The 16,003-nt window shown below is 70.3% G+C and carries 15 protein-coding genes; 11 read left to right on the top strand and 4 right to left on the bottom strand.

Annotated elements, in window-relative coordinates; translation table 11 throughout:
• Positions 1-51: 51 nt before the first annotated feature.
• From ACIQNU_RS14585 to ACIQNU_RS14555, 7 genes are all read left to right on the top strand, one after another.
• Positions 52-945, top strand: a complete 894-nt coding sequence (locus ACIQNU_RS14585; RefSeq protein ID WP_401365784.1) for a helix-turn-helix domain-containing protein — start codon at positions 52-54, stop codon at positions 943-945.
• 66 nt (positions 946-1,011) lie between these two features.
• The gene (locus ACIQNU_RS14580; RefSeq protein ID WP_401365782.1) at positions 1,012-2,478 is read left to right on the top strand and encodes an aldehyde dehydrogenase family protein; all 1,467 of its coding nucleotides are present in this window, start codon (positions 1,012-1,014) and stop codon (positions 2,476-2,478) included.
• Positions 2,479-2,540: 62 nt separating this feature from the next.
• Positions 2,541-2,804, top strand: coding sequence for a type II toxin-antitoxin system prevent-host-death family antitoxin (locus ACIQNU_RS14575; RefSeq protein WP_401365781.1), 264 nt, complete (start codon positions 2,541-2,543; stop codon positions 2,802-2,804).
• Positions 2,801-3,052, top strand: a complete 252-nt coding sequence (locus ACIQNU_RS14570) for a type II toxin-antitoxin system RelE/ParE family toxin (protein ID WP_401365779.1) — start codon at positions 2,801-2,803, stop codon at positions 3,050-3,052. The genes ACIQNU_RS14575 and ACIQNU_RS14570 overlap by 4 nt, the downstream gene beginning before the upstream one ends.
• A gap of 91 nt (positions 3,053-3,143) precedes the next feature.
• Positions 3,144-3,785, top strand: coding sequence for a PadR family transcriptional regulator (locus ACIQNU_RS14565; protein ID WP_401365777.1), 642 nt, complete (start codon positions 3,144-3,146; stop codon positions 3,783-3,785).
• A 105-nt stretch (positions 3,786-3,890) separates the two neighbouring features.
• Entirely contained in the window at positions 3,891-4,862 is a 972-nt protein-coding gene (locus ACIQNU_RS14560; RefSeq protein ID WP_401365775.1) for an ATP-binding cassette domain-containing protein, read from the top strand.
• A 128-nt stretch (positions 4,863-4,990) separates the two neighbouring features.
• Positions 4,991-5,737: an ABC transporter permease gene (locus ACIQNU_RS14555; protein ID WP_401366402.1), complete on the top strand. Its 747-nt coding sequence runs from the start codon at positions 4,991-4,993 to the stop codon at positions 5,735-5,737.
• A 40-nt stretch (positions 5,738-5,777) separates the two neighbouring features.
• On the opposite strand, the gene ACIQNU_RS14550 is transcribed toward ACIQNU_RS14555, so the two are convergent.
• On the bottom strand, positions 5,778-7,190 hold the full coding sequence (locus ACIQNU_RS14550; protein ID WP_401365773.1) for a glutamate decarboxylase: 1,413 nt from the start codon (positions 7,188-7,190) through the stop codon (positions 5,778-5,780).
• 137 nt (positions 7,191-7,327) lie between these two features.
• Between ACIQNU_RS14550 and ACIQNU_RS14545 the strand changes: the two genes are divergently transcribed.
• Positions 7,328-8,086, top strand: coding sequence for a MerR family transcriptional regulator (locus tag ACIQNU_RS14545; RefSeq protein WP_401365771.1), 759 nt, complete (start codon positions 7,328-7,330; stop codon positions 8,084-8,086).
• Between the two features lie 21 nt (positions 8,087-8,107).
• On the opposite strand, the gene ACIQNU_RS14540 is transcribed toward ACIQNU_RS14545, so the two are convergent.
• Positions 8,108-8,473 (bottom strand): YbjQ family protein, encoded by a 366-nt coding sequence (locus ACIQNU_RS14540; protein ID WP_401365770.1) that lies wholly within the window; start codon positions 8,471-8,473, stop codon positions 8,108-8,110.
• A 200-nt stretch (positions 8,474-8,673) separates the two neighbouring features.
• Between ACIQNU_RS14540 and ACIQNU_RS14535 the strand changes: the two genes are divergently transcribed.
• Entirely contained in the window at positions 8,674-9,375 is a 702-nt protein-coding gene (locus tag ACIQNU_RS14535) for a DedA family protein (protein WP_401365768.1), read from the top strand.
• Between the two features lie 394 nt (positions 9,376-9,769).
• On the opposite strand, the gene ACIQNU_RS14530 is transcribed toward ACIQNU_RS14535, so the two are convergent.
• Both ACIQNU_RS14530 and ACIQNU_RS14525 read right to left on the bottom strand, forming a co-directional pair.
• Positions 9,770-11,449: a threonine/serine exporter family protein gene (locus ACIQNU_RS14530; RefSeq protein ID WP_401365766.1), complete on the bottom strand. Its 1,680-nt coding sequence runs from the start codon at positions 11,447-11,449 to the stop codon at positions 9,770-9,772.
• 152 nt (positions 11,450-11,601) lie between these two features.
• Positions 11,602-12,093, bottom strand: coding sequence for an inorganic diphosphatase (locus ACIQNU_RS14525; protein ID WP_389892993.1), 492 nt, complete (start codon positions 12,091-12,093; stop codon positions 11,602-11,604).
• 123 nt (positions 12,094-12,216) lie between these two features.
• Between ACIQNU_RS14525 and dacB the strand changes: the two genes are divergently transcribed.
• Both dacB and ACIQNU_RS14515 read left to right on the top strand, forming a co-directional pair.
• Positions 12,217-13,782 carry a D-alanyl-D-alanine carboxypeptidase/D-alanyl-D-alanine-endopeptidase gene (gene dacB, locus ACIQNU_RS14520; RefSeq protein ID WP_401365764.1) on the top strand — a complete coding sequence of 522 codons (1,566 nt, stop codon included), beginning with the start codon at positions 12,217-12,219 and terminating at the stop codon, positions 13,780-13,782.
• Positions 13,783-14,750: 968 nt separating this feature from the next.
• Positions 14,751-15,872: a zinc-dependent metalloprotease gene (locus tag ACIQNU_RS14515; protein WP_401365762.1), complete on the top strand. Its 1,122-nt coding sequence runs from the start codon at positions 14,751-14,753 to the stop codon at positions 15,870-15,872.
• Positions 15,873-16,003 lie beyond the last annotated feature (131 nt).

Genomic DNA, 16,003 nt, shown 5'->3' with positions numbered 1-16,003 from the left:
AAGGTTTTAGTGGCAGACTTCGCCCCCTGACACGTTGGGGAGGCTGACGAAGTGACCGCAGGCGAGTCCTGGGGGTACCCCCAGACCGAAGGCGCGGGGGGAGGCTCGGTGGTGCGGCGCATCCTGCTGGGCTCACAACTCAGGCGACTGCGGGAAGCGCGCGGCATCACGAGAGAGCGGGCCGGTTACTCGATCCGGGCCTCCGAATCGAAGATCAGCCGCATGGAGTTGGGACGGGTGAGCTTCAAGGCGCGGGACGTCGAAGATCTGCTGACGCTCTACGGCGTGAACGACGACGCGGAGCGCGGGTCGCTCCTCGCACTCGCCAAGGAGGCCAACGTCGCGGGGTGGTGGCACAGTTACTCGGATGTGCTGCCCGGCTGGTTTCAGACATATGTGGGGCTGGAGGGCGCCGCCTCACTGATCCAGGTGTACGAGGTGCAGTTCGTGCACGGCCTCCTCCAGACGGAGGCGTACGCGCACGCGGTGGTCTCGCGCGGGACGAAGGGCGCGAACACCGCCGATATCGACCGGCGGGTCGCGCTGCGCCTCGAACGGCAGAAGATCCTCGTGTCGGAGCGGGCCCCGCACTTCCATGTCGTCCTGGACGAGGCCGCGTTGCGCAGGCCGTATGGCGACCGAGAGGTGATGCGCGGCCAGTTGCAGCATCTGATCGAGGCGTCGGAGCGGTCGAACGTGACGCTTCAGGTGATGCCGTTCAGCTTCGGCGGGCACTCCGGTGAGAGCGGAAGTTTCACGATGCTGAGCTTTCCCGAATCCGACCTTTCCGACGTGGTCTATCTGGAACAGCTCACCAGCGCCCTCTATGTGGACAAGCCAGAAGAAGTCGCACACTACGCAAAGGCCATGGAACTGCTCAGGACGGACAGTCCTGATCCGTCCCAGACCCGTGATCTCCTCCGTGGACTGCTTCAACTTTCATGAGACACAAGTACGATGACGTCTCATCAGGCGCTTGCGCCCGCGCTTGCCTTTTGAGTTGGGGATCACATGTCCTTCTTCACTGACCTGGCCCACCAGTACATCGATGGCGAATGGCGGACCGGCAGCGGCTCGTGGGACATCATCGACTTCAATCCCTACAACGGCGAGAAACTGGCCTCGATCACCGTCGCGACGGTCGCCGAGGTCGACGCGGCCTATCGCGCCGCCGAACGCGCGCAGAAGTCCTGGGGAGCCACGAGTCCTTACGCGCGGCGAAAGGTGATCGAGCGGGCGCTGCGGATCACCGAGGAACGGGCGGACGAGATAGTCGAGGCCATCATCGACGAACTCGGCGGTACCCGGGTCAAGGCCCAGCAGGAAGTGCACGGCGCGGCCGATTTCCTGCGGGAGGCGATGCAGCTCGCGATGCGGCTCGACGGCGAGATCGTGCCGTCCCGCGAGGAGACCCGCGAGAACCGGGTATACCGGCTGCCGGTCGGCGTGGTGGCGGTCATCAGCCCGTTCAACTACCCCTTTCTGATCACCCTCAAGTCGGTGGCGCCGGCGCTCGCCCTCGGCAACGCGGTGGTCCTCAAGCCCAACCAGAACACCCCCGTCGTCGGCGGTGGCCTGATCGCGAAGATCTTCGAGGACGCGGGCCTGCCGCCCGGCCTGCTGAACGTGCTGGTGACGGACATCGCCGAGATCGGTGACGCGCTCATCGAGCACCCGGTCCCCAAGGTCGTCTCGTTCTCCGGCTCCGACCGCGTCGGCCGCCATGTCGCGGCCGTGACGGCGAGCCATCTCAAGCGGTCCATCCTGGAGTTGAGCGGCAACAGCGCGCTCGTCGTCCTGGACGACCTGGACGACGAGGGCCTGGACTACGCGGTCGACGCGGCCGTCTTCAGCCGGTACGCGTATCAGGGCCAGGTCTGCATGGCGGCCAACCGGATCCTCGTCGACCGCACTCTGGAGCCGGAGTTCACGGAGAAGTTCGTCGCCCGGGTGCGGGAGCTGAACACCGGTGACCCGCGCGACCCGGACACCCATATCGGCCCGGTGATCAACGACTTCCAGGCCGAGGCGCTGAGCGGCCTGGTCGACCAGGCGCTCGCCGAGGGCGCCACGGCCCTGGTCGAGGGCCGCACGATCGGCAACCTGGTCGAGCCGACGGTCCTCACCGGGCTCCCCGCCGACTCGCCGCTGCTGCGGCAGGAGATCTTCGGCCCGGTGGCGCTGCTGATCCCGTTCGACGGCGAGGACGAGGCCGTACGCATCACCAATGACACCCCGTACGGGCTGAGCGGCGCCGTGCACACGGCGGACGCCGAGCGCGGCGTGAACTTCGCGCACCGCATCGACACCGGCATGATGCACGTCAACGACACCACCGTCCGCGACGAGCCCATGATCGCCTTCGGCGGCGAAAAGCAGTCGGGCCTCGGCCGCCTGAACGGCGAGTCGACGGTCGACGCCTTCACCACCCGCAAGTGGGTGTCGGTCCAGCACGGCCGCAGCGCGTTCCCGCTCTGAGGAAGGCCAGGGCTGAGTGGTGTGGGGCGAGGCAGATGTGAATGTAGGTGTACAGTAGATGCATGTCTGCTACGTATCCCATCGCGGAAGCCAGAGGCAAGCTCGGTGAACTCGCCCGCCGGGCGGCCCAGCATGAGCACATCACGCTGACCGATCGCGGCGTTCCGGCCGCCGTCCTCATTTCTCCGGCGGAGCTGGAAGACCTGGAGGACGCCCTCGCGCTCGCCCGCCTGGAGCGCGATCGTGCGCTGGGGCGGGCCGAGTCCGCCATTCCTCACGCCGAGGCGCGCCGCGCACTGCTGGAAGCGGCGGGGAGGGGCGAGTGACCTGGCAGGTGTCGTGGGAGCCTGCGGCACTCGACGCCGCTGCGGGGCACCTCAAGGACGATCCGCAAGGTGTCGATGCGCTCCTGCGGGCCACGGATCAACTCGCGGAGAATGATCGACCCGAGGGATCCCGTGCCTGGGGCACTGCTCACCGGCGCCTGCGTCACGGTCCTTGGCGCATTCTCTATCGCGTCGACTCGGACACGGGCACGCTCCATATCGAGCACATCGGTCGCAGTGGCGCTTGATCTGGACGGGGCGGCGCGGCGCGGTGGCCCTCGGGCTGTGTGACGCGGGGCGGGGCCGGGTGGGTGGGGTCGGCGCTCTAGGGTGGATCACATGTCAGCGATCCGTCTGCTCGTGCTCGGGGCCGTTCGTCAGCACGGGCGGGCGCACGGCTACCAGGTGCGTAACGACCTGGAGTACTGGGGCGCCCACGAGTGGTCGAACGCCAAGCCCGGGTCGATCTACCACGCCCTGAAACAGATGGCCAAGCAGGGCGTCCTGCTCGCGCACGAGGTCGCGCCGTCCACCGTCGGCGGCCCGCCCCGCGTCGAGTACGAGATCACCGAGCGCGGCGAGGAGGAGTTCCTCACGCTGCTGCGCGAGGCCCTGACCAAGTACGACCAGAGGACCGACGTGCTGTCCGCCGCGCTCGGGCTGCTCGTGGAGCTGGAGCGCGACGAGGTCGTGGCGCTGCTCAAGGAGCGGGTGCGCGGGATCGAGGAGTGGCGCGCGGCCGTGGTCGAGCACTACGTGCCGGAGGAGGGGCCCGGTCAGTACGGCCATATCGGCGAGATCATGAACATGTGGCTGCACACGGCCGACGGGGGCGCCGAGTGGACGCGGGGTCTGATCGAGCGGATCGAGGGTGGCGCGTACACGTTCGCCGGTGAGGGCGAGCCGTTCGTCGGGGTGCTCACGGAGGGCCAGGAGAACCCGTATGCGACGGGCGAGACGCATCCCGGGGACCGTGGCTGAGCCGGATTCGGCCGGCTGTTCCAGCTAATCAAGTTTGACCAATCGAGGTGGAGGGAATATGGTCGCGGGCCGGTAGTCAAGTTTGATTACTGGGGAAGGTGGCTGATGGTGGAGGGCGAAGTGGGCTCAGTGAGGTCAGGGGACCCGGGCGGCGGCGACGCGATCGTCGTGGAGGGTGCACACAAGCGGTACGGGACGAAACGCGCACTCGACGGACTCGATCTGCGGGTCGCACGCGGCACCGTGCACGGCGTCCTCGGTCCCAACGGCGCGGGCAAGACCACCCTGGTCCGGGTCCTGGCGACCCTGCTCCGGCACGACGAGGGCCGGGTCGAGGTGGCGGGCCGGGACGTCCGCACCCAGGCCGACGACGTACGCCGCCGGATCGGACTGCTCGGCCAGCACGCGGCGCTGGACGAGGAGCTGAGCGGCGGCCAGAACCTGGAGATGTTCGGACGGCTGCACCACCTGGGCGCCGCCCGCGCGCGGGCCAGGGCCGCCGAACTGCTCGACCGGTTCGGGCTCGCGGACGTGGGCCGCAAGGCGGTCAAGCAGTACAGCGGCGGCATGCGGCGGCGGCTGGATCTCGCCGCGTCGCTGATCACCGAACCGGCGGTGCTGTTCCTGGACGAGCCGACGACCGGACTCGACCCGCGCGGGCGCGCCGAGGTGTGGTCGGCGGTGCGCTCCCTCGTCGGCGGCGGCACCACCGTCCTGCTGACCACGCAGTACCTGGAGGAGGCGGACCAGCTCGCGCACCGCATCTCGGTGGTCGACCACGGGCGGGTCATCGCCGACGGCACGGCCGACGAGCTGAAGTCGCGGACGGGCGGCGACCGTATCGACGTGGTGGTCCGCGACACCGCCCAACTCGACGCGGCGGCCCGGCTGCTGCCCGAGGGCGCCGTCGTGGACGCGGACCGGCGGCTGCTCAGCGCGCCCGTCGCCGACCGCATGGCCGCGCTCACCCGGACCCTGCGCGCGCTGGAGGAGGCCGGTATCGAGGCGGAGGACGTGGCCGTACGGCGGCCCACGCTGGACGAAGTGTTCCTGAACCTGACGAAGGGGGCGGCATGACCACGTATCAGACCGAGGTCGGCGGCGGGGTGGCCGTTGCGCATGGTGGCGGTGGGGGCGGCGGCGGGGGCGTCGACGGCGGGGGCGGGGGCGGCCGGATCGGGTGGGTGCTGGCCGACTCCTGGACGATGACCCGGCGCGAACTCGCCCACTGGGCGCGACAGCCCGTCCAGGTCGTCGTCGGCCTCGCCTTCCCGGTGATGCTCCTGCTGATGTTCGGCTTCCTCATCGGCGGCGGCCGGGGCGTGTCCGGTGACTACGTCGACTTCCTGGTGCCCGGCATGCTCGCGCTCACCATGGCCTTCGGTCTGGACGCCACGATGGTCGCGGTCACGCAGGATCTCAACAAAGGCGTGATCGACAGGTTTCGATCGATGCCGATGACCAAGGGCGCCGTTCTCGTGGGGCGTTCGGTCGCGGACATGCTCCAGTCCGCTGCCGCGCTTTTGGTCATGCTCGGCGTCGGCCTGGCGATCGGCTGGCGCTGGGACGGCTCCTTCGCCGCTCTCCTCGGCGGCTTCGGGCTGCTGCTCCTGCTCCGGTTCGCGATGCTGTGGCTAGGCATCCACCTCGCGATGGTCGCGGGCAAGCCGGAGCTGGTGCAGGCCGTGCAGATCCTGGTCTGGCCCGTGGGCTTCCTGTCCAACGCCCTCGCCACACCCGACTCCATGCCGTCCTGGCTCGGCGCGGCCGTCGAATGGAACCCGATGTCCGCGACCGCGACCGCCGTACGCGACCTGTTCGGCAACCCCGGTGGCACCGGCACGTCCTGGGCGGCCGACCACGCGGGCGCGCTCGCGGTGGTGTTCCCGCTGCTGATGGTGGCGGTGTTCTTCCCGCTGGCGGTACGGAAGTTCGGGGCGCTCAGCAAGTAGCGGACGGGTCGCGGTGGTGGGCTTCCCCGCAGGGGGCGTCTCAGTGGTGGAAGCCCGTCGCCGCGGCCCGGTCCCTGGTCAACGGATGGGGCTGGCCCCGGAGTTCCGGCATCAGCCTTTTGAGATCCCCCAGGAACAGCGTCGCCAGATCGGCCGAGAAACCGTTGCGGCACACCACCCGGAGCACGGACAGGTCCTCACGGTTCGCCGGGAAGCTGTACGCGGGCACCAGCCAGCCCGCCTCGCGCAGCCGCCGCGACACGTCGTAGACGTCGTACGCCTTCACGTCGTCCTTCGTCGTGAACGCGAACACGGGCAGTTCGTCGCCCCGCGTCAGCATCCGGAAGTCGCCCAGCGCCTCGATCCGCCGCGCGAGCCCCATCGCGACGTCCCGGGTGGTCTGCTGCACCGCGCGGAACCCCTCACGGCCCAGGCGCAGGAACGTGTAGTACTGCGCGACTACCTGCGCGCCGGGCCGCGAGAAGTTCAGGGCGAACGTCGGCATGTCACCGCCCAGATAGTTCACCCGGAACACCAGCTCCTCGGGCAGCTCGGCCGCCGATCGCCACAGCGCCCAGCCGACCCCCGGGTACACAAGCCCGTACTTGTGCCCCGACGTGTTGATCGAGCCGACCCTCGGCAGCCGGAAGTCCCACTCCAGGTCCGCGTCGAGGAACGGCGCCACCATCGCGCCGGACGCGCCGTCCACATGGACCGGGATGTCGAGCCCCGTGCGCGCGTGGAGGGCGTCCAGCTCGGCGCACAGCTCCTTCACCGGCTCGTACGAACCGTCGAAGGTGGAGCCGAGGACGGCGACGACCCCGATCGTGTTCTCGTCGCACAGCTCGGCCGCCGCGCGCGGGTCGAGGTGGTAGCGGTCGCCGTCCATGGGCACCTGCCGGGCCTCGACCTCCCAGAAGGTGCAGAACTTGTCCCAGCACACCTGCACATTGACGCCCATCACCAGATTCGGGCGGGCCTCGCGCGAGGGGTAGCGGTCGGCGTTGCGCAGCGCCCAGCGCCGCTTGAGCGCCATCCCGGCGAGCATGCACGCCTCACTCGAACCGGTGGTCGAGCAGCCGACGGTGGCCGACGGGTCGGGCGCGTTCCACAGATCCGCGAGCATCGCCACACAGCGCCGCTCCAGCTCCGCCGTGCGCGGGTACTCGTCCTTGTCGATCATGTTCTTGTCGCGGCACTCGGCCATCAGCACCCCGGCCTGCGGCTCCATCCAGGTGGTGACGAAGGTGGCCAGGTTCAGCCGTGAGTTCCCGTCGAGCATCAGCTCGTCGTGCACCAACTGGTACGCGCTCGCCGGCGTCAGCGGCCCGTCCGGGAGCCGGTGCTTCGGCGGGGCGTCGGTCATGGCACCGACCGGGTTGGCGTCACCGAAGAACGGGTTGACCGACATCGGGCGCTCGTCGGACTTGCCGGAACCTTTGTGCAGGGGCACGGCGGGGCCTCCCTCACGGTGGGTGACGGGGTGGCTACGGGCACGGCCCACGATAAAGCGGGGTTGCACCTCACGCGACGTGAGGAGCCACCCTGAGCGGAGGGAAGGCCCGCGCGGACGGAAGGAGGGAGCGTGTCATGAACTACTCCGTGGGGCAGGTCGCCGGGTTCGCCGGTGTCACGGTGCGGACGCTGCACCACTACGACGAGATCGGCCTGCTCACGCCGGGCGGGCGCAGCCACGCGGGACACCGCCGCTACAGCGACACCGACCTCGACCGGCTGCAGCAGATCCTCTTCTACCGGGAACTCGGCTTCCCGCTGGAGGAGGTCGCCGTCCTGCTCGACGACCCCGACGCCGACCCGCGCGCGCACCTGCGCCGTCAGCACGAGCTGCTGACCGCCCGTATCGAGAAACTGCGGCGGATGGCCGCCGCCGTCGAAACCGCCATGGAGGCACGGAAGATGGGCATCAACCTCACGCCCGAGGAGAAGTTCGAGGTGTTCGGGGACTTCGACCCGGACCAGTACGCCGACGAGGTCGAACAGCGCTGGGGAGACACCGACGCCTACGCGGAGTCGCAGCGCAAGGCGGCCACGTACACCAAGGAGGACTGGGCCAGGATCCAGGGAGAGGCCGACGCGCTCACGCGGCGGTTCGTCGCGCTGATGGAGGCCGGGGAGCCCGCGGACTCGGAGGCCGCGATGGACGCCGCCGAGGACCACCGCGGGCAGATCACGCGGCACCACTACACGTGCCCGTACGAGATGCACGTCTGTCTCGCGGAGATGTACATCGCCGACGAGCGGTTCACGCGGAACATCGACAAGGCGAAGCCGGGCCTCGCGGCGTACCTGCGCGCGGCGATTCTCGCGAACGCCGCGCGCAGGACATGAAGTTGGTCGTGGTTCCGGCCGCTACAGGGGGCTGATGACGCAGGCGGTGCCGTAGGCGCACACCTCGGTGCCGACGTCCGCCGCCTCCGTCACGTCGAAGCGGAACATGAGGACGGCGTTGGCGCCCCGCGCGCGTGCCTGCTCGATGAGCCGGTCCATCGCCTGGTTACGAGTCTCCACCAGCGTCTTCGTGAGGCCCTTCAGCTCGCCGCCGATCATCGACTTCAACCCGGCGCCGATCTGGCTGCCGAGGTGGCGCGAGCGCACGGTGAGGCCGAAGACCTCGCCGATGACCCGCGTCACCTGGTAGCCGGGCACGTCGTTCGTCGTCACCACCAGCACGTCGGACTGGGGGCTCATGCCGCCCCCGTACTCCTCGATACCCACGCGATCCACCTTCCGGGACGCCCGCGCCGGCGCGCGATGCTGTCCCGCACAGCTTGGCCGTACGGCGGGTCGCCCGCACACCGGGAAAACAATCGGATTCCAGGGGGCTGGGTGGAACCCCAGCGTGTCGCCTGGCGTTGATAGCTTTGGCGGCGCACGGACAGCCGTCCACCCCTTTCACCCCTCAGGAGCCCGGAACCGTGATGACGCTTGCTCTCGGACCGAGCTGGCTGGACCCGAATTACCTGCTGAACGAGTTCGGAATCTATGGCCTGCTGATCATTGTCTTCGCCGAGTCGGGCCTGCTCATCGGGTTCTTCCTGCCGGGTGACTCGCTGCTCTTCACCACCGGTCTGCTGGTGACCACGGGGCAGCTGGACATGCCGCTGTGGCTGGTGTGCGTACTGATCTGCATCGCCGCGATCCTCGGGGACCAGGCGGGCTATCTCTTCGGCAAGAAAGTCGGCCCGTCCCTGTTCAACCGGCCGGACTCACGCCTGTTCAAACAGGAGAACGTGGCGAAGGCGCACGAATTCTTCGAGAAGCACGGCCCGAAGTCGCTCGTCCTGGCCCGCTTCGTGCCGATCGTCCGGACGTTCACGCCGATCATCGCGGGCGTCAGCGGCATGCGGTACCGGTCGTTCATCACGTTCAACATCCTCGGCGGCATCCTCTGGGGCGCCGGCGTCACCCTCCTCGGCGCATGGCTCGGCAAGCACACCTTCGTCCGTGACAACGTCGAGGCGATCCTGATCCTCATCGTCTTCATCTCGGTCGTCCCGATCATCATCGAATTCTGGCGGGCCCGCCGAGGCTCGAAGAAGGCGGCGGCGGAGTCGGGCGACCAGGGGTCGGGGTCGTCCCCGGAGAACCCTCAGCGGGGGCGGCACGCTAGGCGGTAGCGGGGGATGTTTGGTCGCCCGGGTGGGGCGCCCGGGTTCCGGTGGTCGGGGGTGTGGGGGGTTGTGGGCGGGGCCCGGGGTAGGGCGGGGCTCGACCGCGTCCGTTCTTCTTTCCCGCCGCGACGGTGGTGTGCCACCGCGGCGTGGACCGGCGGTGCAATGGCCCTTGTCCTGGCGTCGTCTGTTCTGCCCGCGTAGCGGGCGCTTCGCCTTGCCTCGGCCGTGTCTGTTCCGCGTGCGTCGCGGCGTTTCTTTCCCGCCGTGTCCGTGGTGGCGAGCCGTGTGATTCGGGGTTTCGGGTGTGGGGGGAGCGAGGCTTGCTGGCTTTTGGGTGGGTGGGTGGGAGCGTCGGTGCGGGAGTCGGGTGGGCGGGGACTTCCGTGGCCCACGTTCCTTAGAAACCCCGCGTCCGCTTCGCTGATTTGCGGTCGCCCACCGGGGCTCCCCGGGGGATGCGGATGAAGAGGCGGGAGATTTCCGAGCCCAGGTTCACGCCGATCGCGATGGCCATGGCCAGGGCCGCCGCCTTCGTGAGGGAGACCAGTCCCGCATCCATGTTGTTCTGGGCGATCGCCAGCAGCCCGAAGTACGTCGCCGAACCGGGCAGCAGCGGCCCGATCGCCGCCGTCACATACGGCAGCGCGGACGCGTACCGGTACCGCGAGAACAACTGCCCGAAAAGCCCCACCAGCCCGGCGGCGACGGCGGTGGAGGCGACCGGCGAGATCCCACCGGCGTAGTGAAGGGCCCCGTACACCACCCACGCCACACCCCCGTTCAACGTCACCGCGAGCACCGTCGACCGCTCCTGCTGCAACAGCACCGCGAAACACAGCGACAACGCCATCGACGCCGCGATCTGCCACCCGGGCCGCTCGATCACCAGCAGCGCCGCATCCGGATTCAGCTTGGCGCCCAGCCGGACACCGAAGTACAGGACGATCAGCACGCCCACGACGATGCCGACGAAGAAGTACAGGACCTCAAGGAGCCGTGCCGCCGCCGTGATGTAGAAGCCGGTCAGCCCGTCCTGCACCCCCGCCACCAGCGCCCGCCCCGGCAACAGCGCGAACAGCCCACCGGTGATCACGGCGGACGCCCGTACGTCCGCGTGCGCGAGCGTCAGCGCCACCCCCATCGCGGCGGGCGGCATCGCGGCGACCGTGAACTGGTAGAACTCCGGCAGCCCCCGCCCCGCGCACAGCCACGCCAGCCGGTCACCCAGCATCGCCCCCACCGCCGCGGCCACGAACACGATCAGATCACCGCCGACCAGCACCGACGCCGCGCCCGCGAGCAGCCCGCTGGACAGCGTCAGCACCCATCCGGCGTACGGATGCCGATTGCGGCGGATCTCCGCGAGCCGCCGGTACGCCTCCTCAAGCGACACCTCCGTCTCCGGGTCGCTGACGTCGTCCACCAGCCGGAACACGGCCGCGAGCCGCGTGTAGTCGGTGCCCCGGCGGCGTACCGTCCGCGAAGCCGTCACCGGGTCCTCCACCAGCGACGGCTGGTGCGAGATCGAAAGCAGCGTGAAGGTGACCGTCGGCTCGCAGCGGTCGAGCCCGTACGACCGGCACACGGCGAACATCGCCGCCTCCACGTCCTCGGCGCCCTCACCGCCCGCGAGCAGCAGCTCCCCGATCCGCAGCGTCAGGTCGAGTACGCGCGGAACGGCCGGTACCGACTCGTCCCCGTGCCGCTGCGCCGGCTCCGGTGCGGGCCGCTCGGTGACCGGCATCCGCAGCATCGTGCGCATCCGGTCCTGCCAGGGCGCCTCCGTGGCCGGCCGCACCACCGGCACACCGGACGGCGGAGTGAAGGCGGGCGGCGCGGACCGCGCGCTGTAGGTACGGGGCGTACTGAACGCCGAGCCCTCGTCCGCCGGGGTTGCCAGGGTGGCCGGCGGCGCCGCGAGACCGTCCGGCACCGCGAACTCGGACGTCGTCTGCGACTCGCCCTCCGGCGCCGCCGCTGCCTGCGGCTGCACACCGGCGGGCTGGCTGAAGGCGCTGCGCGCCTCGTCCGACGACGGCTTCCGGTCGCGGTCCTCGGACGACTCCTGCTCACTCACCCACTACGTCCCAGTCGAATCGGGGGTACGGCCGTAGTTCGTATGCCCAGTATGAGCACGCGCACCAGAACCGGAGTACGGGAGCACGGGCACCAGAACGGGCCGTGTGCCCCCTCAGGAACACACGGCCCGTACGTACGACGGTCGGTGGCTCAGTGGCCGCCCGACTCCTCGGCGCGCTTGTAGGACCGCTCGATCTCGACCTCGGCCTCCGTACGGCCCACCCAGTTGGCGCCCTCGACGGACTTGCCGGGCTCCAGGTCCTTGTAGACCTCGAAGAAGTGCTGGATCTCCAGGCGGTCGAACTCCGACACGTGGTGGATGTCCCGCAGATGCTCCACGCGCGGGTCGGACGCCGGCACGCACAGCAGCTTGTCGTCGCCGCCCGCCTCGTCCGTCATGCGGAACATGCCGATGGCGCGGCACCGGATGAGGCAGCCCGGGAAGGTCGGCTCGTCCAGGATGACCAGCGCGTCCAGCGGGTCGCCGTCCTCACCGAGGGTGTTCTCGACGAAGCCGTAGTCGGCGGGGTAGCTGGTCGAGGTGAAGAGCCGACGGTCCAGGCGGATCCGACCGGTCTCGTGGTCCACCTCGTACTTGTTCCGCGAACCCTTCGGAATCTCGATCGTGACGTCGAACTCCACCGGTGGCTCCTCCATGATCAGCACATCATTCTTCGTGACACTGTCTCGTGACACTTTCAGGCAAGACGCAGTGATTAAGTGTCCCTCACGCAAGTGTGTGATCGCGAAAGGGGCTGGTCGGTCGTGCCGGAGCTGAAGCCGTGGCCGCGCGCCGTACGGATCGCGCGCCGCTCGGTGACCCACCTGTCGGCCCTGCGGTCGGTCCGCCCCGGACAGCTCAGGACGTGGCAGGTCACAACGGGTGCCGCCGTGGTCGGCCTGGCCGTCGCCGCCGGGTCGATCGCCGTCGCCGGCCCCTGGGACTCCTCGGGCCAGCGCACGGCCGAGCGCGACTGGGCGGCCGAGCGCGAGGCCGAGGGTGGCACAGATCACGGCGACGGTGGCGGCGGTACGGGGCTTACCGGCGGTACGGGGCGTACGGGTACGGGGGTCCCGAAGGCCGCGCCCAGCGCGCCGTCCGTCCTGACCGCGCTCGGCGCCCCGACCGGGGGCGCCCCGGTGCCGACCGGGCGGGCGCTCGGCGACGTCCTGGAGCCGCTGCTCGGCGGCTCCCTGCCGGCCGGCACCCGGCGCAGCGCCGCCGTCGTGGACGCGGTGACCGGGGAGCGGCTGTGGGGGCGCGACGAGGGTGCGGCGCTGACCCCCGCGTCGACCATCAAGCTGGCGACGGCCGCCGCCGCGCTCTCGGCGGCCGGCGCCGACCACCGCATCACCACCCGGACCGTCGCCGAACCGGACGCCAAGGAGGTCGTCCTCGTCGGCGGCGGCGACCCCACGCTGACCGCGCGCGCGGACGCGGCCGGCAACGCGTCGCTGCGCACCCTGGCCGACGAGACGGCGAGCGCCCTGAAATCCCGGGGTACGACGGAGGTCACGGTCGCGTACGACACCTCCCTGTACGCGGGTCCGCCCACCCACCCGATCGGCCCGAACGAGAACATCGCGCCCGTGAGCGCCCTGATGGTGGACGAGGGGCGGCTCGACGACTCGTCGTCCGGTACGGCGCCCCGGAGCACCGATCCGGCGGGGGACGCGGCGCGGAAGTTCGCCGAGCTGCTGCGGGACCGGGGGGTCCGGACGAAGGGCGAGCCCGTGGGCGCGAAGGCGTCGGGGCGGGCGGAGGAATTGGGCGCCGTCCGGTCGGCGCCGCTGTCCGCGCTGGTGGAGCGGATGCTGACGAACAGCGACAACGACATCGCGGAGGCGCTGGCGCGGCAGACGGCCGTCGCGGTGGGGGAGCCGGCCAGCTTCGAGGGGGGCGGCAAGGCGGTCCACCGGGCCCTGGACAAGCTGGAACTTCCGCTCGGTGGGGCGCGGTTCGCCGACGGCAGCGGCCTGGACAGGGCCGACCGTCTGACGGCCGACCTGCTGACCTCTCTCCTCTCCCGCGCCGCCGACCCCGCCCGCCCAGAGCTGCGGCCCGTCCTCACCGGCCTGCCCGTCGCCGGCTTCACCGGCACCCTGAGAAATCGTTACGCCGACGGTCCGGACGCCCCCGGAACGGGTGTGGTCCGCGCCAAAACAGGAACCCTGACCGGTGTCCACACCCTGGCCGGCACAGTGGTCGACGCCGACGGCCGCCTCCTCACCTTCACCTTCATGTCGGACGGCCCCTCAGCGGACCCGACCACCACCCAATCCACCCTGGACCACCTGGCCACAACTCTGGCGAACTGCGGCTGCCGCTAACCCGAACCTGCCGCTGCGCGACAGCTTTTTGCCCCACCCACCCCCCCCTTCTCGCGTGCCGCAGCCCCAGGGACAAACCAGATCAACGGTGCTGGGCGCCCGTGGAGCACCCCCAGCGAGCAGGGACCAGGAGAGACAGCAGCCGCGCAGCCCGGCCCCCCATGCGTCCGCCGCCGCCTTTTCTCCGCCGCGACGGCGGGACGCGGGACGGCGCATTCCGGTGGTGCCGAGCGGCTGTGGTGCTGGGGGCCGGGGTGCAGCTCCTGTGGGTTCTGGCGCTGGGGGTGTGGGCGGGGTGAGAGGGAGGGCGGGTGTGCAGGTCGGGTCGCTCCTTCTTCGCCGCCGCCCGCTTTCTCTCACGCCTTCGTCTCCGCCGCCGCCCATCCGCCGCCGCGACGGCGGGACGCGGGATGGTCCGTTCCCGGCGGTGCCGAGCGGCCGGGGTGGCGGGGCTGGGGCGATGGCCCTGGTGGTCTTCGTGCCGCGGGCCTGGGCGGGTGAGCAGGTCGGCCGGTGCGCAGCCCAGGCCCCTCTTGTTCTCCACCGCCCCCTCTTCTCCGCCGCGACGGCGGGACGCGGGACGGCGCATTCCGGTGGTGCCGAGCGGCCGGGTTGGTGGGGGCGGGGTTGCAGCTCCTGTGGGTTCTCGCGCTGGGGGCGTGGGCGGGAGACGGCCGGGGGGAGGGCAGTCCGGTCGCCCCTTGTTCTCCACCGCCCCTTTTCTCCACCACCCCTTTTCTCCGCCGCGACGGCAGGACGCGGGACGGCGCATTCCGGCGGTGCCGAGCGGCCGGGGTGGTGGGGGCTGGGGCGCAGACCCTGTTCCTGCTTCTGGCTGGGGGCCGGGGCCGAGCACCGGGGGCGGGGGGTGGGGATGGGGGCGTTCGGGGCCCTGGTTAGGCCGGGTGGCGGGGAAAGCGTGGGGTTATCCCTCACCGTAGGCGGAGCCGACCACGTACCGTTGACGCATGACGAGCATCGGTGGTGCCGAGATGGTCGACTGGAATCTCGCGGTGGCGACCGCGACCCGGCTCGTGCGGCCGGGACCCGAGGTGAGCCGCGACGAGGCCCGCGCCGTCGTCGCCGAGCTGCGCCGGCACGCCAAATCGTCCGAGGAACACGTCCGGACGTACACCAGGATGGGCGACGGGGACGTGCACGACACGCCGATCCTCGTCGTCGACCGACCAGGCTGGGTCCGGGCGAACGTCGCCGGATTCCGCGAAATCCTCAAACCGCTCCTCGACAAGATGCAGGAACGCCGCGGCTCCACCCCGGGCGGCGCCGTACTCGGCGCCGTCGGCGGCAAGGTCACCGGCGTCGAGCTGGGCATGCTCCTGTCGTTCCTGTCGTCCCGCGTCCTCGGCCAGTACGAGACCTTCGCCCCCGCCACCCGCGACCTCCCGGCCGCCGCGAACGGCGGCGGCAGGCTCCTCCTGGTCGCCCCCAACATCGTCCACGTCGAGCGCGAACTCGACGTGAACCCCCACGACTTCCGCCTCTGGGTCTGTCTCCACGAGGAGACGCACCGCACCCAGTTCACGGCCGTGCCCTGGCTGCGCGACCACCTGGAGGGCGAAATCCAGTCGTTCCTCGCCGAGACCGAGGTCGACCCGATGACCGTTCTCGAACGCATCAGGGAGGCCGCCCAGTCCCTGGCCGGCGGCCGTACCGACGACGAGGAGGACGAGGGCCGGTCCATCGTCGAACTGGTCCAGACGCCCGCCCAGCGGGAGATCCTCAGCCGTCTCACCGCCGTGATGTCCCTGCTCGAAGGCCACGCCGACTACGTCATGGACGGCGTCGGCCCCGACGTCGTGGCGTCCGTCGCCGAGATCCGCGAGAAGTTCCAGCAGCGCCGCGCCCGCGGGGCGTCCCGCCTCGACCTGGCGCTGCGCAAACTCCTCGGCCTGGACGCGAAACTGCGCCAGTACCGGGACGGCGAACGTTTCGTACGCGCCGTCGTGGAAGAGGTCGGTATGGACGGCTTCAACCGGGTCTGGACCTCCCCCAACACGCTCCCGACCAAGGCGGAGATCGGCAAACCGGCGGACTGGGTCGCGAGGGTGCACCGTAAGGCAGAGTCCTGAGCGCCATGCGGCCGACGACAGAAGAACGCCCCCGTAATCACCCGTCCGAGGGACCGTGAGCGATGGGTAGGCGTGCAATGCTCGGGGAACGGCTCGGCTCTGTCACCATCGACACACTCTGAGTGACCGAG

The organism is Streptomyces sp. NPDC091292, from assembly GCF_044757265.1.
Classification (GTDB): Bacteria; Actinomycetota; Actinomycetes; order Streptomycetales; family Streptomycetaceae; genus Streptomyces.
This window is presented reverse-complemented; position numbering and strand designations above follow the sequence as displayed.